This window comes from Janibacter sp. RAF52, from assembly GCF_052114035.1.
GTDB lineage: Bacteria > Actinomycetota > Actinomycetes > Actinomycetales > Dermatophilaceae > Janibacter > Janibacter hoylei.
Genome location: NZ_JBFRDY010000001.1, coordinates 453,852 through 470,884 on the forward strand (window position 1 = coordinate 453,852; position 17,033 = coordinate 470,884).

Sequence of the window (17,033 nt, forward strand, 5' to 3'; positions counted from 1 at the left end):
TGAGCCGGTGCTCGGTACAGTCCACGGGTGCACGTGATCATCGCCCCGGACTGCTTCACCGGCACCCTCACCGCCACGCAGGCGGCCGAAGCGCTCGCCGCCGGGTGGCGCCGCCGGGCACCCGATGATCTCCTGACGCTCGTGCCCCTGTCGGACGGCGGGCCCGGCTTCCTCGACGTGCTGACGGCGAACGTGCCGGGCGAGTCCTCGATCGTCACCACCACGGACCCGCGGGGCCGGGCCGTGCCGGCAGCCCTGCACATCACGACGGACGAAGGGGGTCGACGCACTGCCTGGGTGGAGTCGGCCCAGGCGATCGGCCTGCACCTGCTCGAGGTGCCCGAGCGCGATCCCGGGGTGACGACGACCTGGGGTCTCGGCGAGCTGCTCGCCGCCGCCCTCGGCCAGGGCGTAGACCGGGTGGTCGTCGGCCTGGGCGGCTCGGCGACCAATGACGCCGGAGCCGGGATGCTCGCCGCCCTCGGGGCCGGCCCGCGCGAGGCCCTCGGGGGTGGCGGCGCCGGGCTCATCGCCGTGCGTGAAGCCGACCTCGCGGGGCTGGCGGCCACCCGCGAGCGCTTCGCCGGGGTCGAGCTCGTCGCGGCGACCGATGTCGCCTCGCCGCTCCTCGGCCTGCAGGGCGCGAGCGCCGTCTTCGCCGCGCAGAAGGGCGCCGACCCCGAGCAGTCCCAGGTGCTCGAGGGCGCGCTCGGTCACTTCGTCGACCAGGTCCGCCGGGTCCTGCCCGCCGGTACGGACCTGCTGAGCGGCCGCGGGCGGCGCCTCGACCGCGAGCCGGGGGCAGGTGCTGCCGGCGGCGTCGGCTACGCCCTGATGCTCCTCGGGGCGCGACGGGCCAGCGGTGTGGAGATGGTCCTCGACGCCGTCGGCATGGACGGGCTCGTCGCCGCAGCGGACCTCGTCGTCACGGGGGAGGGGCGGCTCGACTGGCAGAGCCTGCAGGGCAAGGTCGTCGCGGGGGTCGCCGAGCTCGCCCAGCGCCACGCGACGCCCGCCATCGCCGTTGCCGGCCAGGTGCTCATCGGGCGTCGCGAGTCGATGGCCCTCGGCCTGAGCGGCACGTACGCCGTCGCCGAGCGCGAGGAGGACGTCGAGCGGGCGATGGCCGACCCGGTCGGGACCCTGCGCTCGCGCACCGAGCGGATCGCGGCGACGTGGTCACCGCGACGGTGACCCTCCCTCGCCCCTGACGTATGGTGGAGGAGCGGGAACAACCCGCGCACAGCGCGTGTTGACCCCGTCGTGGCGGACCCCGTCACCCACAGTTTCCCCGAGTCGTGAGGACATCGCATGAGCGTCCAGGACACCCAGGCCACCACCACCGAGGCCGTCGAGACGGCTGCCGACAGCCACGGCGTCATCCTCACCGACGTCGCCGCCGGCAAGGTCAAGTCGTTGCTCGAGCAGGAGGGCCGTGACGACCTGCGCCTGCGCATCGGCGTCCAGCCCGGTGGCTGCTCCGGCCTGATCTACCAGTTGTACTTCGACGAGCGCTCGCTCGACGGTGACCTCGTGCGCGACTTCGACGGTGTCGAGGTCGTCGTCGACCGGATGAGCGCCCCGTACCTCGGCGGCGCGACGATCGACTTCGCCGACACCATCGAGAAGCAGGGCTTCACCATCGACAACCCCAACGCGGGCAGCTCCTGCGCCTGCGGCGACAGCTTCAGCTGATCCGCCCGGCCCCGTGACGAAGGGGGGTGCCCACCGCGAGGTGGGCACCCCCCTTCGTCATGCCGGGGCGCAGCCGCACGTCTGTAGGGTGGCCCGGTGCCCATCGCCATCGCCGGATCCATCGCCACCGACCACCTGATGACCTTCTCGGGTCGCTTCGCCGACTCGCTCGTCGTCGACCAGCTCGACAAGATCTCCGTGAGCTTCCTGGCCCACAAGCTCGAGATCCGCCGCGGGGGTGTGGCGGCCAACATCTCCTTCGGCATGGCCAACCTCGGGCAGCGCCCCGTGCTCGTCGGCTCGGTGGGCGAGGACTTCGCCGACTACCGCAGCTGGCTCGAGCGCCACGGCGTCGACTGCGCCTCCGTGCGGGTCTCGGAGACGCAGCACACCGCCCGCTTCGTCTGCACGACCGACGACGACATGGCCCAGATCGCGACCTTCTACGCCGGGGCGATGACCGAGGCCCGCGAGATCGAGCTCGGCCCGATCGCCGCGCGCGTCGGCGGTCTCGACCTCGTCCTCGTCGGCCCGGACGACCCCGAGGCCATGCGCCGGCACACCCGCGAGTGCCGCACGCGCGGCATCCCCTTCGTCGCCGACCCGAGCCAGCAGCTGGCCTTCGGCGACGGCGAGCTGATCCGCGAGCTCATCGACGGTGCCCAGTACCTCATCACCAACGAGTACGAGTCGCACCTCACGGAGCAAAAGACCGGCTGGACGCAGGCGGAGATCGACGAGCGCGTCCGCTACCGCGTGACGACCCTCGGCAAGGACGGCGTGCGCATCACCGGGGGAGACCTCGAGGAGCCGATCGTCGTCGGCGTCGCCCGCGAAGTCACCAAGGCCGACCCGACGGGCGTCGGCGACGCCTTCCGCGCCGGCTTCCTCACCGGTGTCAGCGAAGGGCTGCCGCTGCGCGAGTCCGCCGAGCTCGGCTCGATGCTCGCGACCTACGTCATCGAGACCGTCGGCACGCAGGAGTACGAGCTCGGCACCGCCCGCTTCCTCGAGCGGCTCGCGGAGGCCTACGGGCAGGAGAGCGCCGACCTCATCGCCGGCCACATCACCTGCCCGCGCCCCTGACCGGGCCCCACCCCCGCCGATGAGCCGACCCCCCTTCCCACCCGTCGAGCCGGCGGGCGGCACGGCGCTGTGGGCGGGCTACCTGCGGGCGGGCCTGTCGTCGGCGGAGCTGGCCCCCTCCGACGTCGGTGACGTCGTCGGGGTCGGCGGCACGCTCGACCCGGCGTCCGTGCTCACCGCCTACCGTCTCGGGGTCTTCCCCATGGGTCTGGGCGAAGGGGGGACCCCGCCGATGGGGTGGTGGTGCCCCACGTGGCGCGGGGTGCTGCGACCGGGCCACGTGCACGTCAGCCGGTCGCTGCGCCGGTCCCTGCGAAGCTTCGAGGTGAGCGTCGACGAGGACTTCGCCGCCGTGGTCGCGGCGTGCGCCGACCCCGACCGTGACGGGCACTGGATCACGCCTGACGTCGTCGCGGCCTACACCGAGCTGCACGCCCTCGGCTGGGCGCACAGCGTCGAGGTGCGCGATGGTGACGGGACCCTCGTCGGTGGCCTCTACGGCATCGCCGTCGGTGGGCTCTTCGCCGGTGAGTCGATGTTTCACCACGCCACCGACGCCTCCAAGGCGGCGCTCGTGCACCTCGACCGGATGATCGCCGCCGACGGCGACCCACGGCGGATCATCGACGTCCAGTGGCGCACACCGCACCTGGGCAGCCTCGGCATCGAGGAGATCCACCGGCAGGAGTACCTCGCCCGGCTGCGGCTGGCCCTCGAGGCGCCGACCCCCGACCTCGCGAGCCTCGTCTAGAGGCCGAGCCGGGCCCGGCACGTCGCGACGACGTCGGGCAGCTGCTCGACGAGGGCGGCGACGGCGGCCTCGCGCTCGGGTGCCACCGCGGCGAGCGGCAGCGTGATGCGGACATTGCCCTGGGTGAGGGCGCCCATCGCCGCGAGCACGTGGCTGGGCTCGAGGGTGTCCGACGTGCAGGCCGACCCCGACCCGACCGCGAGCCCGCGCCGGGCCAGCTCGTCGACGATCGTCTCCCCGTCGACGTAGAGCACCGAAAAGGTGCACACGTGGGGCAGCCGGTCGTCCGGGTCGCCGACGACGTCGACGTCCTCGATGGCCGCGGCCGCCTCACGGACCCGCGCCACGAGGGCGCGGGCGGCGCTCCCTTCGTCGTCGGCGACCGCCGCGGTCTGCTGCCACGCCTCCGCGGCCGCGAGGGCCGTCGGGACGTCGACCGGGTCGAGGGCGAGACCCCCTTCGTAGGGGCTCGGCGGGTGGTGGGGTGCGACCCGCGTGCCGGTGCGGACGACGAGCACCCCGAGGCGCGGCCCGCCCCAGGTCGTCGCGTCGCCGACGAGCACGTCGAAGTCGCGCACCGGCAGGTCCCGCCCCAGCCCGGCGCGAGCGTCGACGATCAACGGCACACCGTGCCCGGTCGTGATCACGCGGGCCGCGGCGAGGGGCTGGCGGGTACCGACCTCCTGGTTGGCCGACTGCAGCACCGCGAAGGGGGTCTCCGGGGTGACCGCCTCCGCCCACGCCGTGAGGTCGACCGCGCCGGTGGGGGAGACGGAGACCTCCACCGGGGGCGTCTCGCCCGCCCGCAGCCATCGCAGGACGGCGGAGTGCTCCACGGCCGAGGCCACCGGGGCGCCGGGCAGGCGCCGTCGGCCGCGGGCAAGTAGCTCCAGCGCCGCCCGGGTGGCCTGGGCACCGCTCGCGTGCAGCGTCACCTCGTCGGTGCGCACCCCGAGGCCCCGGGCGACGACCTCTCGGGCCCGGTCGAGCAGGGTCCGGCTGCGACGCGCCGCGGCGTGCCGGGCCGAGGGGTCCGCCCAGGCCACGTCGTGCGCCGCCAGCAGGGTGTCGCGGGCGCCCGGCAGCAGGGGGCCGGGGGTCGCGTCGAGCAGGCCCGACGCGCCTTGCGCGGAGGGGCTGCCGGGTGCCGTGTCGCAGGGGGCGCTCCCGGACGAATCGCTCTGTCTCGCCACGTGTCGAGGCTAATGCCCCCCTTCGCAGGGAGTGTGGGTGACCTGCGGTAACGTGATCCCCGTCTTCTGAAAACTTCGGACCAGTAGTAGGTGCCCCTTGCCTGTGTCTTCGAGCGCGAACTCCCGGCGGACCCGCCGCGGAGTCGGTGCCATCGGACTTGTCATCGCCGTCGTGGCTCTCTCGGCCTGCAGCGCGGTCGGTGTCAACACCGACCCCAAAAACGGGTACCTGCCCGAGGGGGTCACGGATGAGTCCCAGATCGTGGAGAACCTCTGGATCTGGGCCTGGGTCGCGGCGCTCGCCGTCGGGGTCCTCGTCTGGGGCCTGATCCTGTGGTGCATGGCCGCCTACCGTCGCCGTAAGGACGACGACGGCTCGCTGCCGGTCCAGCTGCAGTACAACGTCCCGCTGGAGATCCTCTACACCGTGGTCCCCATGCTCATGGTGGGGGCGCTCTTCTACTACACACAGGACGCCACGACCAAGCTGCAGGACGTCTCGCAGGAGCCGGACCAGACGATCAACATCGTCGGCAAGCAGTGGAGCTGGGACTTCAACTACGTCGACGAGGGCGTCCACGAGGCGGGCCAGATGGCCGAGCTCGACGGCAAGGAGGGCGCGGAGGAGGCTCTGCCGACGCTCTACCTGCCGAAGGGGGAGCGCGTCGAGTTCGTGCTGACCTCCCGCGACGTCATCCACTCCTTCTGGGTTCCGGCCTTCCTCGAGAAGATGGACGTCAACCCGGGCATCGTCAACCGCTTCCAGGTGACGCCCAACCAGACCGGCACCTTCCAGGGCAAGTGCGCCGAGCTGTGCGGCGCCTACCACTCGCAGATGCTCTTCAACGTCAAGGTCGTCGAGCCGGCTGAGTTCGACAAGCACATGGCCGACCTGAAGGCCAAGGGCCAGACCGGCCTGCTCGACAACGGGCTCAACCGCGAGAAGATCAACCCGCGCGACCAGGATCTCCTGGGCGAGGACGACTCCGCGCGCACCTCCGAGGAGAACTGATGTCGACCGCATCCGGCGCACTCGCCAGGAACACGAACGAGGCCGACGTCTCGGAACGCACGATCGCGAGGCGTGAGAAGGCAGGCTCGCAGTTCTTCCGCTACATCACGACGACCGACCACAAGGTCATCGGCAACCTCTACATGGTCACCAGCTTCGTGTGGTTCCTCCTCGGAGGACTCATGGCCCTGGTCATCCGGCTCGAGCTGTGGGCCCCGGGCCTGCAGGTGGTGGACAACCCCGAGCAGTTCAACGAGATGTTCACGATGCACGGCACGATCATGCTGCTGCTTTTCGCGACGCCGGCCTTCGCGGCCTTCGCCAACGCGCTGATGCCGCTGCAGATCGGTGCCCCGGACGTCGCCTTCCCGCGGCTGAACATGTTCGCCTACTGGCTCTACCTCTTCGGCGGCATCATCGCTGCCGGTGGTCTGCTCACCCCCGGTGGCGCGGCCTCCTTCGGCTGGACCGCCTACACGCCGCTGTCCGACCCGACCTACAGCCCCGGGATCGGTGGTGACCTGTGGGTCTGGGGCCTGGCGCTCAGCGGGTTCGGCACGATCCTCGGTGCCGTCAACTTCATCACCACGATCATCTGCATGCGCGCGCCCGGCATGACGATGTTCCGGATGCCCATCTTCACCTGGAGCGTGCTGATCACCTCGGTCCTGGTCCTCATGGCCTTCCCGATCCTGGCCGCCGCGCTCATCGGCCTCGGCGTCGACCGTCGCTTCGGTGGGCAGATCTTCGCTGCGGAGAGCGGTGGAGCACTGCTCTGGCAGCACCTCTTCTGGTTCTTCGGGCACCCAGAGGTCTACATCCTCGCCCTGCCGTTCTTCGGAGTGATCTCCGAGATCCTCCCGGTCTTCTCCCGCAAGCCGATCTTCGGCTACAAGACGCTGGTCTTCGCGACCATCGCCATCGCGGCGCTGTCCGTCTCCGTGTGGGCGCACCACATGTACGGCACGGGTCAGGTCTTCCTGCCCTTCTTCGCGATCATGACGATGGCGATCTCGGTACCGACGGGGGTGAAGTTCTTCAACTGGATCGGCACGATGTGGGGCGGCAAGCTCGTCTTCGCCACCCCGCTGATCTGGGCGATCGGCTTCCTCGTGACCTTCCTCTTCGGTGGTCTGACCGGTGTCATCATGGCCAGCCCCGCGCTGGACTTCCACATCACCGACACCTACTTCATCGTCGCGCACTTCCACTACGTGCTCTTCGGCACGATCGTCTTCTCCTTCTTCGGCGGGCTGTACTTCTGGTGGCCCAAGCTCACCGGCAAGATGCTCGACGAGGGCCTGGGCAAGCTGCACTTCTGGCTGCTGTTCATCGGCTTCCACATGACCTTCCTCATCCAGCACTGGCTGGGCGTCGAGGGCATGCCGCGCCGCTACGCGGACTACATGCCGGAGGACGGCTTCCAGCTCGCCAACCAGATCTCCACGGTCGGCTCGCTCATCCTGGCGGCCAGCTTCCTGCCCTTCTTCTACAACGTGTGGAAGACGGCCGTGAGCGCACCCAAGGTCGAGGTCGACGACCCGTGGGGCTATGGAGGCAGCCTGGAGTGGGCGACCTCCTGCCCGCCGCCACGGCACAACTTCACGTCGATCCCGCCGATCCGCTCCGAGCGTCCGGTCTTCGACATGAACCACCCCGAGTACGCACCGGCTGCCATCCGGTCGCGCCACGAGCGCGCCGCGGTCGCCGCCACCTCCAACACCGACGGTGAGGGCACCCGATGAAGACCGAGGTCAACTTCTTCGCTGGCATCGGCATCTTCTTCGCCGCGGTCGCCGCGTGGTACGGCCTGTGGACCGACTGGTCAGAGCCCGTCGGATGGGTCACGCTCTTCCTGAGCGCGGGCATGGGCCTGATGATCGCCTTCTTCCTGTGGAACACGGCGCGCAAGCTCCCCGCCCGTCCGGACGACGACGAGGACGGCGAGATCGAGATGGCCGAGGGCCCCTACGGTGCCTTCGCCCCGTACTCCTGGTGGCCGCTGTGGCTCTCGCTCTCGGGCTCGATCATCTTCCTCGGCGTGGCCGTGGGCCTGTGGGTTGCCGCCTTCGGCGTCATCCTCGGCGTCTGGGCCGTCTGCGGCTGGGTCTTCGAGTACTACAAGGGTGAGCACGCCCACTGACCTCAGCGCGTACACTGGCTGAAGGGGCCACGGACCACGGTCCGGGCCCCTTCTGTCGTGCGCGGGGCGGGGATCCCGCCCGACACCTGCGTCAAACCTCTGGGGGTGTGTCCGTGCTCGTCGTCCGTCGCCTGCGCCTGATCGCGTTGGCCCTCGTCCTGTCCCTGCTCGTCGCGTCGTGCGCGGGTGGTGGGGACTCGCCCGGTGAGGCCGACGGCTCGTCCGGCAATTCCTCCTCGAGCTCGACCGCAGCCAAGGACCTGCCGCCGGCCGAGATCAAGGTCAACCCCGCCAAGGGCACGAAGGGCGTCATGCCCGACGACGAGATCAACGTCCAGGTCATGCGGGGCACGCTCACGGACGTCCAGGTGACCGGCGCCGGCCGTGCCGTCGAGGGCGAGATCGACGGGCAGTCGTGGACCTCCACGCAGCGGTTGGCTCCCGACACCACCTACACCGTGGCGGTGACGGCGGACGGCCCCGAAGGCGGCTCGACGACCCAGAAGTCGACCTTCACCACGCACGCCCCGGAGGTGACGGCCACCTACGGCATCGTCTACGACCAGCAGACCGTCGGTGTCGGCATGCCGGTGAGCATCCAGTTCGACTCCGAGGTGACGGACAAGAAGTACCGCACGGCGATCGAAAAGGCCGTCTCGGTCAAGACGACGCCGCAGACCGAGGGCTCGTGGGGGTGGCTCGACAACCGTCAGCTGATGTGGCGGCCCAAGGACTTCTGGGCCCCGGGTACCACGGTGTCGGTCGACGCGCCGCTCACCGGCTTCCAGACCGGTGAGGACAAGTGGGTCGCCGAGGACCGCTCCGGGTCGATGACGATCGGGCGCGAGCAGATGACCCGGGTCGACATCGACAAGCACACGATGACCGTCACCCGAGGCGGCAAGCAGGTCAAGTCCTTCCCGGTGAGCAGCGGCAAGCCGGGCAAGGACACTGAGACCCGCTCCGGGATGAAGGTCGTCATCGGCAAGCAGCGCGAGATGACGATGGACTCGGCGACCGTGGGCATCGACAAGGGCGAGCCGGGTTACTACAAGGTCGACACCAACTTCAACGTGCGCGTCACCTGGACGGGGGAGTTCGTGCACTCGGCGCCCTGGTCGGTCGGTGCGCAGGGCAGCAGCAACGTCTCCCACGGGTGCGTCAACGTCGCACCGGCGGGTGCCGAGTGGTTCTACGACAACTCCTTGCCCGGCGACCCGGTCGACTTCACCGGCTCCGAGCGAGAGTTCCTGCCCACCGAGGGCATCGGCGTGTGGCAGTACAGCTACGACGAGTGGCAGGAGCAGAGCGCCACGGCCTGAGGGGCGCCACGCCGTGCGCGACCGTGGCGCTCGGGTCACCCCCAGCCGAGCTCGTGGAGCCGCTCCTCGTCGATCCCGATGTGGTGCCCGGCCTCGTGGACGATCGTGATCGCGATCTCCTCGCGCAGCTCGGCCGCGTCGGCGCACATCCGGGTCAGGGGCCCGCGGAAGAGGATGATCCGGTCCGGGAGCGCACCGGCGGCCCAGCCACCATCACGCTCGGTGAGGGGGGTGCCGAGGTAGATGCCCAGCAGGTCGGTCTGCTCCTCGACCGGCCACGACGGGTCGACGTGCTCGGGGCCCGGCTCCTCCTCGACGAAGAAGGCGACGTTGTCGAGCATGGCGAGCAGCTCCTGGGGCACCTCGTCGAGGGCCTCGCCCACGAGCCGCTCGAAGTCCTCCGCGCTGATGGTGACCACCTCAGACCGCCTCGGGGGTGGTGAGGTCAGTGGCCTCAGGCAGGGTGCGAGAGCCCATGGCCGGTGTGCTGCCCCGGCCGGTGACCCGGTGGATGTGGAAGAGGGCGATCCCGAGCAGGAGCAGACCCAGGCTCGTCAGCGCCAGGCGGGCGAGGGAGGTCGCCGCCAAGGGGACGACCACAGCGGTCAGCGTGGCATTGAGGACGAGCATGACGAAGGTCGAGACCGAGGCTGCCGTCCCGCGCGCGTGCGGCACGGTGTCGAGCAGCGTGAGCTGGTAGACGGGCAGCGAGATCCCCGTGCCGAAGGCGATGGCCGTGGGGCCGACGACGGCCCAGGGGAGCGTCGCCGTCGCCGGCAGCATGGCCAGGACCACGCCCAGCAGCGCCCCGGAGAGGGCCACGACCTGACCCCCGACGATGAGCCGCGCACCGCTGACCCGCTCCGCCAGACGGCCGTTGGTGAAGGACCCGAGGACCATGCCGGCGACCATCGGCACGAAGAAGACCCAGAAGTCCTGCTCGCCGAGCCCGAGCAGCGTCACGATGAAGATCGGCGCGGCCCCGATGTAGAGGAACTGCCCGGCGAAGGAGAGGGCCGAGGCTGCTGACAGCAGCTGGAAGCGGGGCATCCGCGCCACCGAGACGACCCCACCGAGGACGGAACGCACGTCGAGGGGTGTCCGCAGGTGGGGCGGGTGGCTCTCCGGGAGGAGGATGAGCACGGTGATCGCGATGATGGCACCGAAGACCGAGAGGAACCAGAAGACGAGCGGCCAGGGCCCGGCGAGCAGGAGCCAGCCACCGATGATCGGGGCGATGGCCGGGCCGATGCCGAAGATCATCGCGATGGTGCTCATCAGTCGTTGGGCCCGAGCCCCTTCGAAGAGGTCGCGCACCACGGTGCGCGAGACGATCGTCCCCGCCCCGGCGGACATCCCCTGCAGGACGCGGAAGGCGAGGAGGACGGGCAGCGAAGGGGAGAGGGCGCACCCGATCGAGGCGAGGGCGTAGACCGCCGCTCCCGTGACCATCACGGGTTTGCGGCCGATGGCATCGCTGAGCGGCCCGTGGAAGAGGCTCATCAGGGCGAAGGCCCCGAGGTAGGCGCTCACGACGAGCTGCATGGAGGCGTCCGACACCTCGAAGTCCTCACCCATGGACTGGAAGGCGGGGAAGGGGGTGTCGATCGAGAAGGGCCCGAACATCCCGAGCAGGGCGAGCAGCACCGTCGTCACGGCCAGCGGCGCGGTGCGGGGTGGGGCTGCGGAGAGCCGGGATCGGATCATCGGGGTCATCCTCGCACCGGGGGTGACGCCCTTCGTCGGCGGTCTCGCACGCGACACGACGCAGGCCCCGGAGGACAACCTCCGGGGCCTGCGTCGTGAGCGGTGGGGATCAGTGCGTGGAGACCTTGTCCCCGGCCTCGATCGCCTCGTGGCCGTGCTCGTGGTGGGCCGCCTCCAGCTCCGCCGGGGTGACCGGCTGGACGGCCCCGTCGAAGTAGAAGGAGTGCAGCCGGGCACGCAGCTTGTTCTTGCGGGCCTTCTTCTTGTCCTCGACGCCGTTGGCGTCGACGGCCGGCTCGAGCTCCAGGGGAGCGACCGCCTCGTGCTGGACGAGGGTCCAGCGCGTGTGCGGGTCGAGCGGCTCGTGGATCTCGTGGAAGTCGCCGGCGGCACCGCGCTGGATGCGCCCGGTCTCCCGCCCGTGCAGGACGAGGTCGCGGTCGTGGCGCTGCAGGCTCAGGCAGATCCGCTTCGTCGCCCAGAAGGCGATGACCGGGCCGACGAAGGTCAGCACGCGCAGGATCTGCGTGATGTCGTTGATCGACATGCCGAACTTGATGGCGATGATGTCGTTGCTCGCGGCAAACATCAGCACGCCGTACAGGGTCAGCGCCGCCATGCCGAGCGCGGTGCGGGTCGGGGCGTTGCGCGGGCGGTCGAGCAGGTGGTGCTCGCGCTTGTCACCGGTGACCCAGGCCTCGATGAAGGGGTAGGCGATCATGCCGCCGTAGAAGGCGGGGATGACCATGAGCGCACCGACGATGACCGGCCAGGCCCACGTGAAGCCGAAGGTCTCGAACTCCATGAAGCCGGGCAGCAGGCGCAGCGCGCCGTCGGGGAAGCCCATGTACCAGTCGGGCTGGGCGCCTGCCGTCGTCGCGTTGGGCTCGTAGGGGCCGTGCACCCAGACCGCGTTGATCTGGACCAGCGCGGAGATCAGCGCGATGCCACCGAAGACGATGAAGAAGAAGCCACCGGCCTTGGCCGCGTAGACCGGCATGACGGGGAAGCCGACGACGTTGTCGTTGGTCTTGCCCGGGCCGGGGTACTGGGTGTGCTTCTGCAGCGCGACGAGCACGATGTGCACGGTGAAGAGCGCGATGAGCAGCGCGGGCAGCAGGAGGATGTGCACCGAGTACAGGCGCGGGATGATGTCCTCGCCCGGGAAGGTGCCGCCGAAGAGGCCGTAGCTGAGGTAGCTGCCGATGACCGGAGCGGCGACCATGAAGCCCTGCGCGGCGCGCAGACCCGTACCGGAGAGCAGGTCGTCCGGGAGGGAGTAGCCGGCGAAGCCCTCGACGAGAGCGAGGAGCGACAGGACGCAGCCGATGACCCAGTTGAGCTCACGCGGCTTGCGGAAGGCGCCGGTGAAGAACACGCGGAGCATGTGCACCGACAGGGCCACGATGAAGAGCAGCGCGGACCAGTGGTGGATCTGCCGGATGAGCAGACCGCCCTTGACGTCGAAGGAGATGTCGAGGGTGGACGCGTAGGCGCGGGACATCTCGACGCCTTGGAGCGGCGCGTAACTGCCCTCGTACGTCGTGTGGCCCATCGACGGGTCGAACCAGAAGGTCAGGAAGACCCCGGTGAGCATGCACACGATCATCGAGTACATGGCGATCTCACCGAGCATGAAGGACCAGTGGTCCGGGAAGACCTTGCGCATGAGGTACCCGACGCCCTTGGCGGCGCCGGTCCGGTCGTCGATCCAGCCGGCGACGCCGCCGACCTTCTTCACGCCGGGGGAGAGGGGCGCCTTGGCCGGTGCGTCATCGGCACGAAGGGCGTCCGCGGGACGGGCGTTGGCGGTCACGATCAACCACGCTCCCAGAAGCTCGGGCCGACCGGTTCCTGGAAGGGCTGGTCAGCGATGAGGTAACCCTCGCTGTCGACGGTGATCTTCAGCTGCGGCAGCGGGTGGCCGGCCGGGCCGAAGATGACCTCGCAGTCATTGGTCACGTCGAAGGTGGACTGGTGGCAGGGGCACAGCAGGTGGTGCGTGGTCTGCTCGTAGAGGCCGACGGGGCAGCCGACGTGGGTGCACACCTTGGAGTAGGCGACGATGCCCTGGTAGCCCCACTCGCGGGCCTTGCGGCCCTTGTCGGTGTCCTGGAAGTCCTTCGGGTCCAGACGCATGAGCAGGACGGAGGCCTTGCTCATCTCGTTGAGCTTGCCGTCGTGCAGGCTCAGCAGGCCCTCGGGCTGGATGTGGAAGACCGAGCCGATGGTGACGTCGCTCGGCTTGATCGGCGTGTCCTCGGGGTCGCGATGCAGACGCAGCTTTTTGGCGACGTACTTGCCGTCCTTGCCCTTCTCACCGTTCCAGAAGGTGACCGACAGGTCATTGCGCGGCAGCGGGCCGAGCGAGCCACCGATCTGGACGAGCAGCGGGACGGCGAAGAGGCCCATGGCCGCACCGAAGGTCATCTTCAGCAGCGGACGACGGGTGAGCTGCGAGCTCTCGCCGCCCTCGAGCATCGTGTCGACGAAGCCCTGGCGGTCCTCGTCGCTCGAGCGCATCGGGTGACGCATCTCGACGACCTCGGTGTCGGGCATGAGCGTCTTGGCCCAGTGCACGGCACCCAGACCGATGCCGAGCAGGCTGAAGGCCAGGCCCAGCCCGAGGAGCAGGTTGGACAGGCTCATCTCTTCTGTGAAGGGCACCCACACCTGGGTGTCCACGTCGACCATGAAGTAGGCCACGAGGAAGAGCACCGTGCCCAGGATCGACAGCAGGAAGAGGGTCGCGACCTGTCGCTCGGCGCGGTTGGCCGCCTTGTCGTCGAGGTCGGCATTGCGCAGCACGTGGGGCGGCAGCCCCGGGTTCGCGAACCGCTCCGGGATACCACCGGAGCCCTGCACGTGGCCCTGGTCGAGGCGCACCGGCTCGGAGCCCGTGGGCTCCTCCGGCTGTGCCCCTGTCGGGGTGTGCTCACTCATCTGTCGAAGGTCCTGTCTGTGTGGCGATGGTCAGTGATCAGGCGGACTTCTGGCCGAGCCAGACGGCGAAGCCCACGAGGAGGCCCAGGCCGATGGTCCAAATGAAGAGTCCCTCGGGGACCGGGCCCAGGCTGCCCAGCGGGTTGCCTCCGGGGTTGCCGGCCTCCTGCTGCGCCTCGAGGTAGGCGATGACGTCGCGCTTGCTCTCCGGGCTGAGGTTGGCGTCGTTGAAGACGGGCATGCTCTGCGGGCCGGTCTCCATGGCCTCGTAGATGTGCTTGCCCGAGACACCCTGCACGGACGGGGCGTCCTTGCCGCGAGTCAGGGCGCCGCCCGCGCCGGCGCTGTTGTGGCACATGGCGCAGTTGACGCGGAAGATCTGGCCACCCTTGCCCGGGTCGCCCTTCGAGCCGTCGGTGTACTCCTCGTCGGGGACCGACGGGCCGGGGCCGAGCGTGGCGACGTAGGCCGCGATGTCGGAGATCTCCTCGTCGGTGAACTTCACCTGCAGGTCGTCCTTGGCCTGGACGCCGGGCTCGGTCATCGGCATGCGGCCGGTGCCCATCTGGAAGTCGACCGAGGCAGCACCCACGCCGGCGAGGCTGGGGCCGGCCTGGTCGATGCCCAGACCGTTGGCCCCGTGGCAGGTCGCGCAGTTGGCGACGAAGAGCTTCTTGCCGTTGGCGACGCTGTCCGCGCTGGCCACGGAGGCGGTGGCCTCCTTGGGGGCCACCGCGGAGTACGCGGTGCCGGTGACGAAGAGCCCGAGCAGGAGCAGCAGGGCGATCGCCGCGGGGTGACGGCGAGAGAGGGTGGGCATGTGCAGTCCTGTCCTCGTGGAGCGGGTGGATCGGGGGAGGCGGCGCATCGGGGTCATCCGAGCAGGTAGATCGCGGCGAAGAGGGCGATCCACACGACGTCGACGAAGTGCCAGTAGTACGAGGTGACGACGGCACCCGTCTGCTGCGCGTGGCTGTAGTCACGAGTGGTGTACGTGCGGCCGATGATCAGCAGGAAGGCGATGAGGCCACCCGTGACGTGGATGCCGTGCAGGCCCGTCGTCAGGTAGAAGATCGACGCCCACGCGTCGGTCGAGATCGTCACGCCCTCGGTGACGAGGGTGGCGTACTCCAGGACCTGGCCGGAGACGAAGACGGCGCCGAAGATGTACGTGAGGATGTACCACTCACGCATGCCCCAGCCGGCGACGTTGAGCAGCGAGCCGGTGCGCGACTTTTGGCCGTGCTCGGCCTTGAGCACACCGAGCTGGCACCACACCGACGACACCACGAGGATCAGGGTGTTGGCGGCCGCGAAGGGCACGTTGAGCAGCTCGAAGTTGTGCTCCCACAGGTCGGGGCGCATCGCCCGGACCGTGAAGAAGATGGCGAAGAGTCCGGCGAAGAACATCAGCTCGCTCGACAACCAGACGATGGTCCCGACCGAGACCATGTTGGGTCGGCTGACGGGACCCATCGAGGGGTCGGCGGTCGTGTGCCCGGACACGTGTGAAGGCAGGGAGGTTGCAGTGGCCACGGGCCCATTATGTCTGTAACCGGACGCCGGTGTGCGCCACCCCCCTCCGCGAGTCTCGCGAGGCCCCTCACCGCTACGATCACAGGCATGACCGGAAGCTCCCAGCAGACCTCCTCCGCCCCCACCGTCGCGGCCGGGGAAGACGCCTCCGTCGCGGTCCGGGTCCTCGTGCACAGTGACAACATCACCATCCGCGACACGGTGCGCGCGGCGGTCGGTCGCCGGCCCGCGCGCGACGTCGAGGTCCTCTCGTGGCGTGAGTGCGCCACCGCCGACGGGGTGATCGAGGCCGTCGAGGCCGGCGGGCTGGACCTGTTGATCCTCGACGGGGAGTCCGCCAAGCTCGGTGGCATGGGCCTGTGCCGACAGCTCAAGTCCGAGGTGCTCGGGTGCCCTCCGGTCCTCGTGCTCACGGGGCGGCCGCAGGACGGCTGGCTCGCGACGTGGTCCATGGCCGACGCCGCCGTGGCCCACCCGCTCGACCCGATCGCCCTCGCCGACGCCGTCGCCGACCTGGCTCGCCGCGTGGCCGGCCGATGAGCGTACCGGGCGCCCACACCTGGCCCGCACTGCTCACCCGGCTCCTCGCGGGGGACGACCTGTCCGCGGACGAGACGTCATGGGCGATGCGCGAGATGATGTCGGGTGATGCCACGGCGGCGCAGATCGGCGGCTTCCTCGTGGCCCTGCGGGCGAAGGGGGAGACCGTCACCGAGTTGCGCGCGCTGGCCGACATCATGCTCGAGCACGCCGTGCCGATCTCGGTCGACGGTCCGACCCTCGACATCGTCGGCACCGGCGGTGACATGGCCGGCACGGTCAACATCTCGACGATGTCGGCCATCTGCATCGCCGCTGCCGGCGTGCGCGTGGTCAAGCACGGCAACCGCGCCTCGTCGTCGAAGTCGGGGTCCGCGGACGTGCTCGAGTCGCTCGGCGTCTCCCTCTCCCTCCCGGCCGACGTCGTCGGGGAGATCGCGGACCGCGCCGGCATCACCTTCTGCTTCGCCCAGACCTTCCACCCCTCCTTCCGTCACACGGCGGCACCGCGTCGCGACCTGGGGGTCGGGACGGCGCTCAACGTGCTCGGGCCGATGACCAACCCGAGTCGACCGACGTACTCGGTCGTCGGGGTGGCCGACCCGCGCGTGGCGCCCCTCATGGCCGGGGTCTTCGCCGACCGTGGGACCACGGCGCTGGTCTTCCGGGGCGATGACGGTCTCGACGAGCTGACCGTCGCCGACTCCTCCCACGTGTGGTGGGTCGCGGGTGGTTCGATCAGGGAGCTGGACCTGGCTCCGGAGCAGCTCGGGCTCACCCGCAGCCCGCTCGACTCCCTGCGGGGCGGCGACGCCGACTTCAACGCGGACGTGGCGCGACGGCTGCTGGCCGGCGAGCGCGGACCCGTGCGCGATGCCGTGGTGCTCAACGCCGGTGCGGCGGTCGCCCTGGCGCAGACCGGCCCCCACCACCCGGACGACGCGGTCGCTGCGGTCAGGGCGGGCATGGACACGGTCGAGGAGGTCCTCGACTCGGGCCGCGCCGCGGAGCAGCTCGAGCGCTGGGTCACGGCGACGCGGGAGGCCCGGCCAGCCTCCTGAGGGGAGGGGTCAGGGCTGGCCCGCTCGGGCCGGAGCGTCAGGGG

The 17,033-nt window shown here is 70.1% G+C and carries 17 protein-coding genes; 10 read left to right on the plus strand and 7 right to left on the minus strand.

Annotation, left to right across the window (positions count from 1 at the left end; genetic code table 11):
• Nucleotides 1-27 precede the first annotated feature (27 nt).
• The 4 genes from AB4Y78_RS02140 to aat all read left to right on the plus strand — a co-directional run bounded on the left by AB4Y78_RS02140 (nucleotide 28) and on the right by aat (nucleotide 3,532).
• Nucleotides 28-1,194: a glycerate kinase family protein gene (locus tag AB4Y78_RS02140; RefSeq protein ID WP_441714388.1), complete on the plus strand. Its 1,167-nt coding sequence runs from the start codon at nucleotides 28-30 to the stop codon at nucleotides 1,192-1,194.
• Nucleotides 1,195-1,311: 117 nt separating this feature from the next.
• Nucleotides 1,312-1,695, plus strand: coding sequence for a HesB/IscA family protein (locus tag AB4Y78_RS02145; RefSeq protein ID WP_007929120.1), 384 nt, complete (start codon nucleotides 1,312-1,314; stop codon nucleotides 1,693-1,695).
• Nucleotides 1,696-1,791: 96 nt separating this feature from the next.
• A complete protein-coding gene (locus AB4Y78_RS02150; protein ID WP_441714390.1) occupies nucleotides 1,792-2,781 on the plus strand; it encodes a carbohydrate kinase family protein in 990 nt (329 codons plus the stop codon).
• A gap of 19 nt (nucleotides 2,782-2,800) precedes the next feature.
• On the plus strand, nucleotides 2,801-3,532 hold the full coding sequence (aat, locus tag AB4Y78_RS02155) for a leucyl/phenylalanyl-tRNA--protein transferase (protein ID WP_441714392.1): 732 nt from the start codon (nucleotides 2,801-2,803) through the stop codon (nucleotides 3,530-3,532).
• On the opposite strand, the gene AB4Y78_RS02160 is transcribed toward aat, so the two are convergent.
• Nucleotides 3,529-4,725 (minus strand): aminotransferase class V-fold PLP-dependent enzyme, encoded by a 1,197-nt coding sequence (locus AB4Y78_RS02160; RefSeq protein ID WP_441714394.1) that lies wholly within the window; start codon nucleotides 4,723-4,725, stop codon nucleotides 3,529-3,531. The genes aat and AB4Y78_RS02160 overlap by 4 nt on opposite strands.
• A 103-nt stretch (nucleotides 4,726-4,828) precedes the next feature.
• On the opposite strand from AB4Y78_RS02160, the gene ctaC reads away from it, so the two are divergent.
• The 4 genes from ctaC (at nucleotide 4,829) to AB4Y78_RS02180 (ending at nucleotide 9,202) form a co-directional block, all read left to right on the plus strand.
• Nucleotides 4,829-5,737, plus strand: a complete 909-nt coding sequence (ctaC, locus tag AB4Y78_RS02165) for an aa3-type cytochrome oxidase subunit II (protein WP_438591198.1) — start codon at nucleotides 4,829-4,831, stop codon at nucleotides 5,735-5,737.
• Nucleotides 5,737-7,482: an aa3-type cytochrome oxidase subunit I gene (gene ctaD, locus AB4Y78_RS02170; RefSeq protein WP_282070244.1), complete on the plus strand. Its 1,746-nt coding sequence runs from the start codon at nucleotides 5,737-5,739 to the stop codon at nucleotides 7,480-7,482. The genes ctaC and ctaD overlap by 1 nt, the downstream gene beginning before the upstream one ends.
• Entirely contained in the window at nucleotides 7,479-7,880 is a 402-nt protein-coding gene (locus AB4Y78_RS02175) for a cytochrome c oxidase subunit 4 (RefSeq protein WP_259908658.1), read from the plus strand. The genes ctaD and AB4Y78_RS02175 overlap by 4 nt, the downstream gene beginning before the upstream one ends.
• Nucleotides 7,881-7,993: 113 nt before the next feature.
• On the plus strand, nucleotides 7,994-9,202 hold the full coding sequence (locus tag AB4Y78_RS02180) for an Ig-like domain-containing protein (RefSeq protein WP_441714397.1): 1,209 nt from the start codon (nucleotides 7,994-7,996) through the stop codon (nucleotides 9,200-9,202).
• A 35-nt stretch (nucleotides 9,203-9,237) separates the two neighbouring features.
• On the opposite strand, the gene AB4Y78_RS02185 is transcribed toward AB4Y78_RS02180, so the two are convergent.
• From AB4Y78_RS02185 to ctaE, 6 genes are all read right to left on the minus strand, one after another.
• Nucleotides 9,238-9,621: a metallopeptidase family protein gene (locus AB4Y78_RS02185; protein ID WP_282070251.1), complete on the minus strand. Its 384-nt coding sequence runs from the start codon at nucleotides 9,619-9,621 to the stop codon at nucleotides 9,238-9,240.
• Nucleotide 9,622: 1 nt separating this feature from the next.
• Nucleotides 9,623-10,909 carry a multidrug effflux MFS transporter gene (locus AB4Y78_RS02190; protein WP_441714399.1) on the minus strand — a complete coding sequence of 429 codons (1,287 nt, stop codon included), beginning with the start codon at nucleotides 10,907-10,909 and terminating at the stop codon, nucleotides 9,623-9,625.
• Between the two features lie 109 nt (nucleotides 10,910-11,018).
• Nucleotides 11,019-12,725, minus strand: coding sequence for a cytochrome bc1 complex cytochrome b subunit (gene qcrB / locus AB4Y78_RS02195; RefSeq protein WP_282070253.1), 1,707 nt, complete (start codon nucleotides 12,723-12,725; stop codon nucleotides 11,019-11,021).
• A gap of 2 nt (nucleotides 12,726-12,727) precedes the next feature.
• Nucleotides 12,728-13,852 (minus strand): cytochrome bc1 complex Rieske iron-sulfur subunit, encoded by a 1,125-nt coding sequence (qcrA, locus tag AB4Y78_RS02200; RefSeq protein ID WP_259908654.1) that lies wholly within the window; start codon nucleotides 13,850-13,852, stop codon nucleotides 12,728-12,730.
• A gap of 37 nt (nucleotides 13,853-13,889) precedes the next feature.
• On the minus strand, nucleotides 13,890-14,672 hold the full coding sequence (qcrC, locus tag AB4Y78_RS02205; protein ID WP_007929737.1) for a cytochrome bc1 complex diheme cytochrome c subunit: 783 nt from the start codon (nucleotides 14,670-14,672) through the stop codon (nucleotides 13,890-13,892).
• 53 nt (nucleotides 14,673-14,725) lie between these two features.
• Nucleotides 14,726-15,328, minus strand: coding sequence for an aa3-type cytochrome oxidase subunit III (gene ctaE, locus AB4Y78_RS02210; RefSeq protein WP_051988105.1), 603 nt, complete (start codon nucleotides 15,326-15,328; stop codon nucleotides 14,726-14,728).
• A 147-nt stretch (nucleotides 15,329-15,475) separates the two neighbouring features.
• Here ctaE and AB4Y78_RS02215 point away from each other — a divergent pair, with 147 nt between their 5' ends.
• Nucleotides 15,476-15,928 carry a response regulator transcription factor gene (locus AB4Y78_RS02215; RefSeq protein ID WP_007929735.1) on the plus strand — a complete coding sequence of 151 codons (453 nt, stop codon included), beginning with the start codon at nucleotides 15,476-15,478 and terminating at the stop codon, nucleotides 15,926-15,928.
• Entirely contained in the window at nucleotides 15,925-16,989 is a 1,065-nt protein-coding gene (trpD, locus tag AB4Y78_RS02220) for an anthranilate phosphoribosyltransferase (RefSeq protein WP_441714401.1), read from the plus strand. The genes AB4Y78_RS02215 and trpD overlap by 4 nt, the downstream gene beginning before the upstream one ends.
• Nucleotides 16,990-17,033 lie beyond the last annotated feature (44 nt).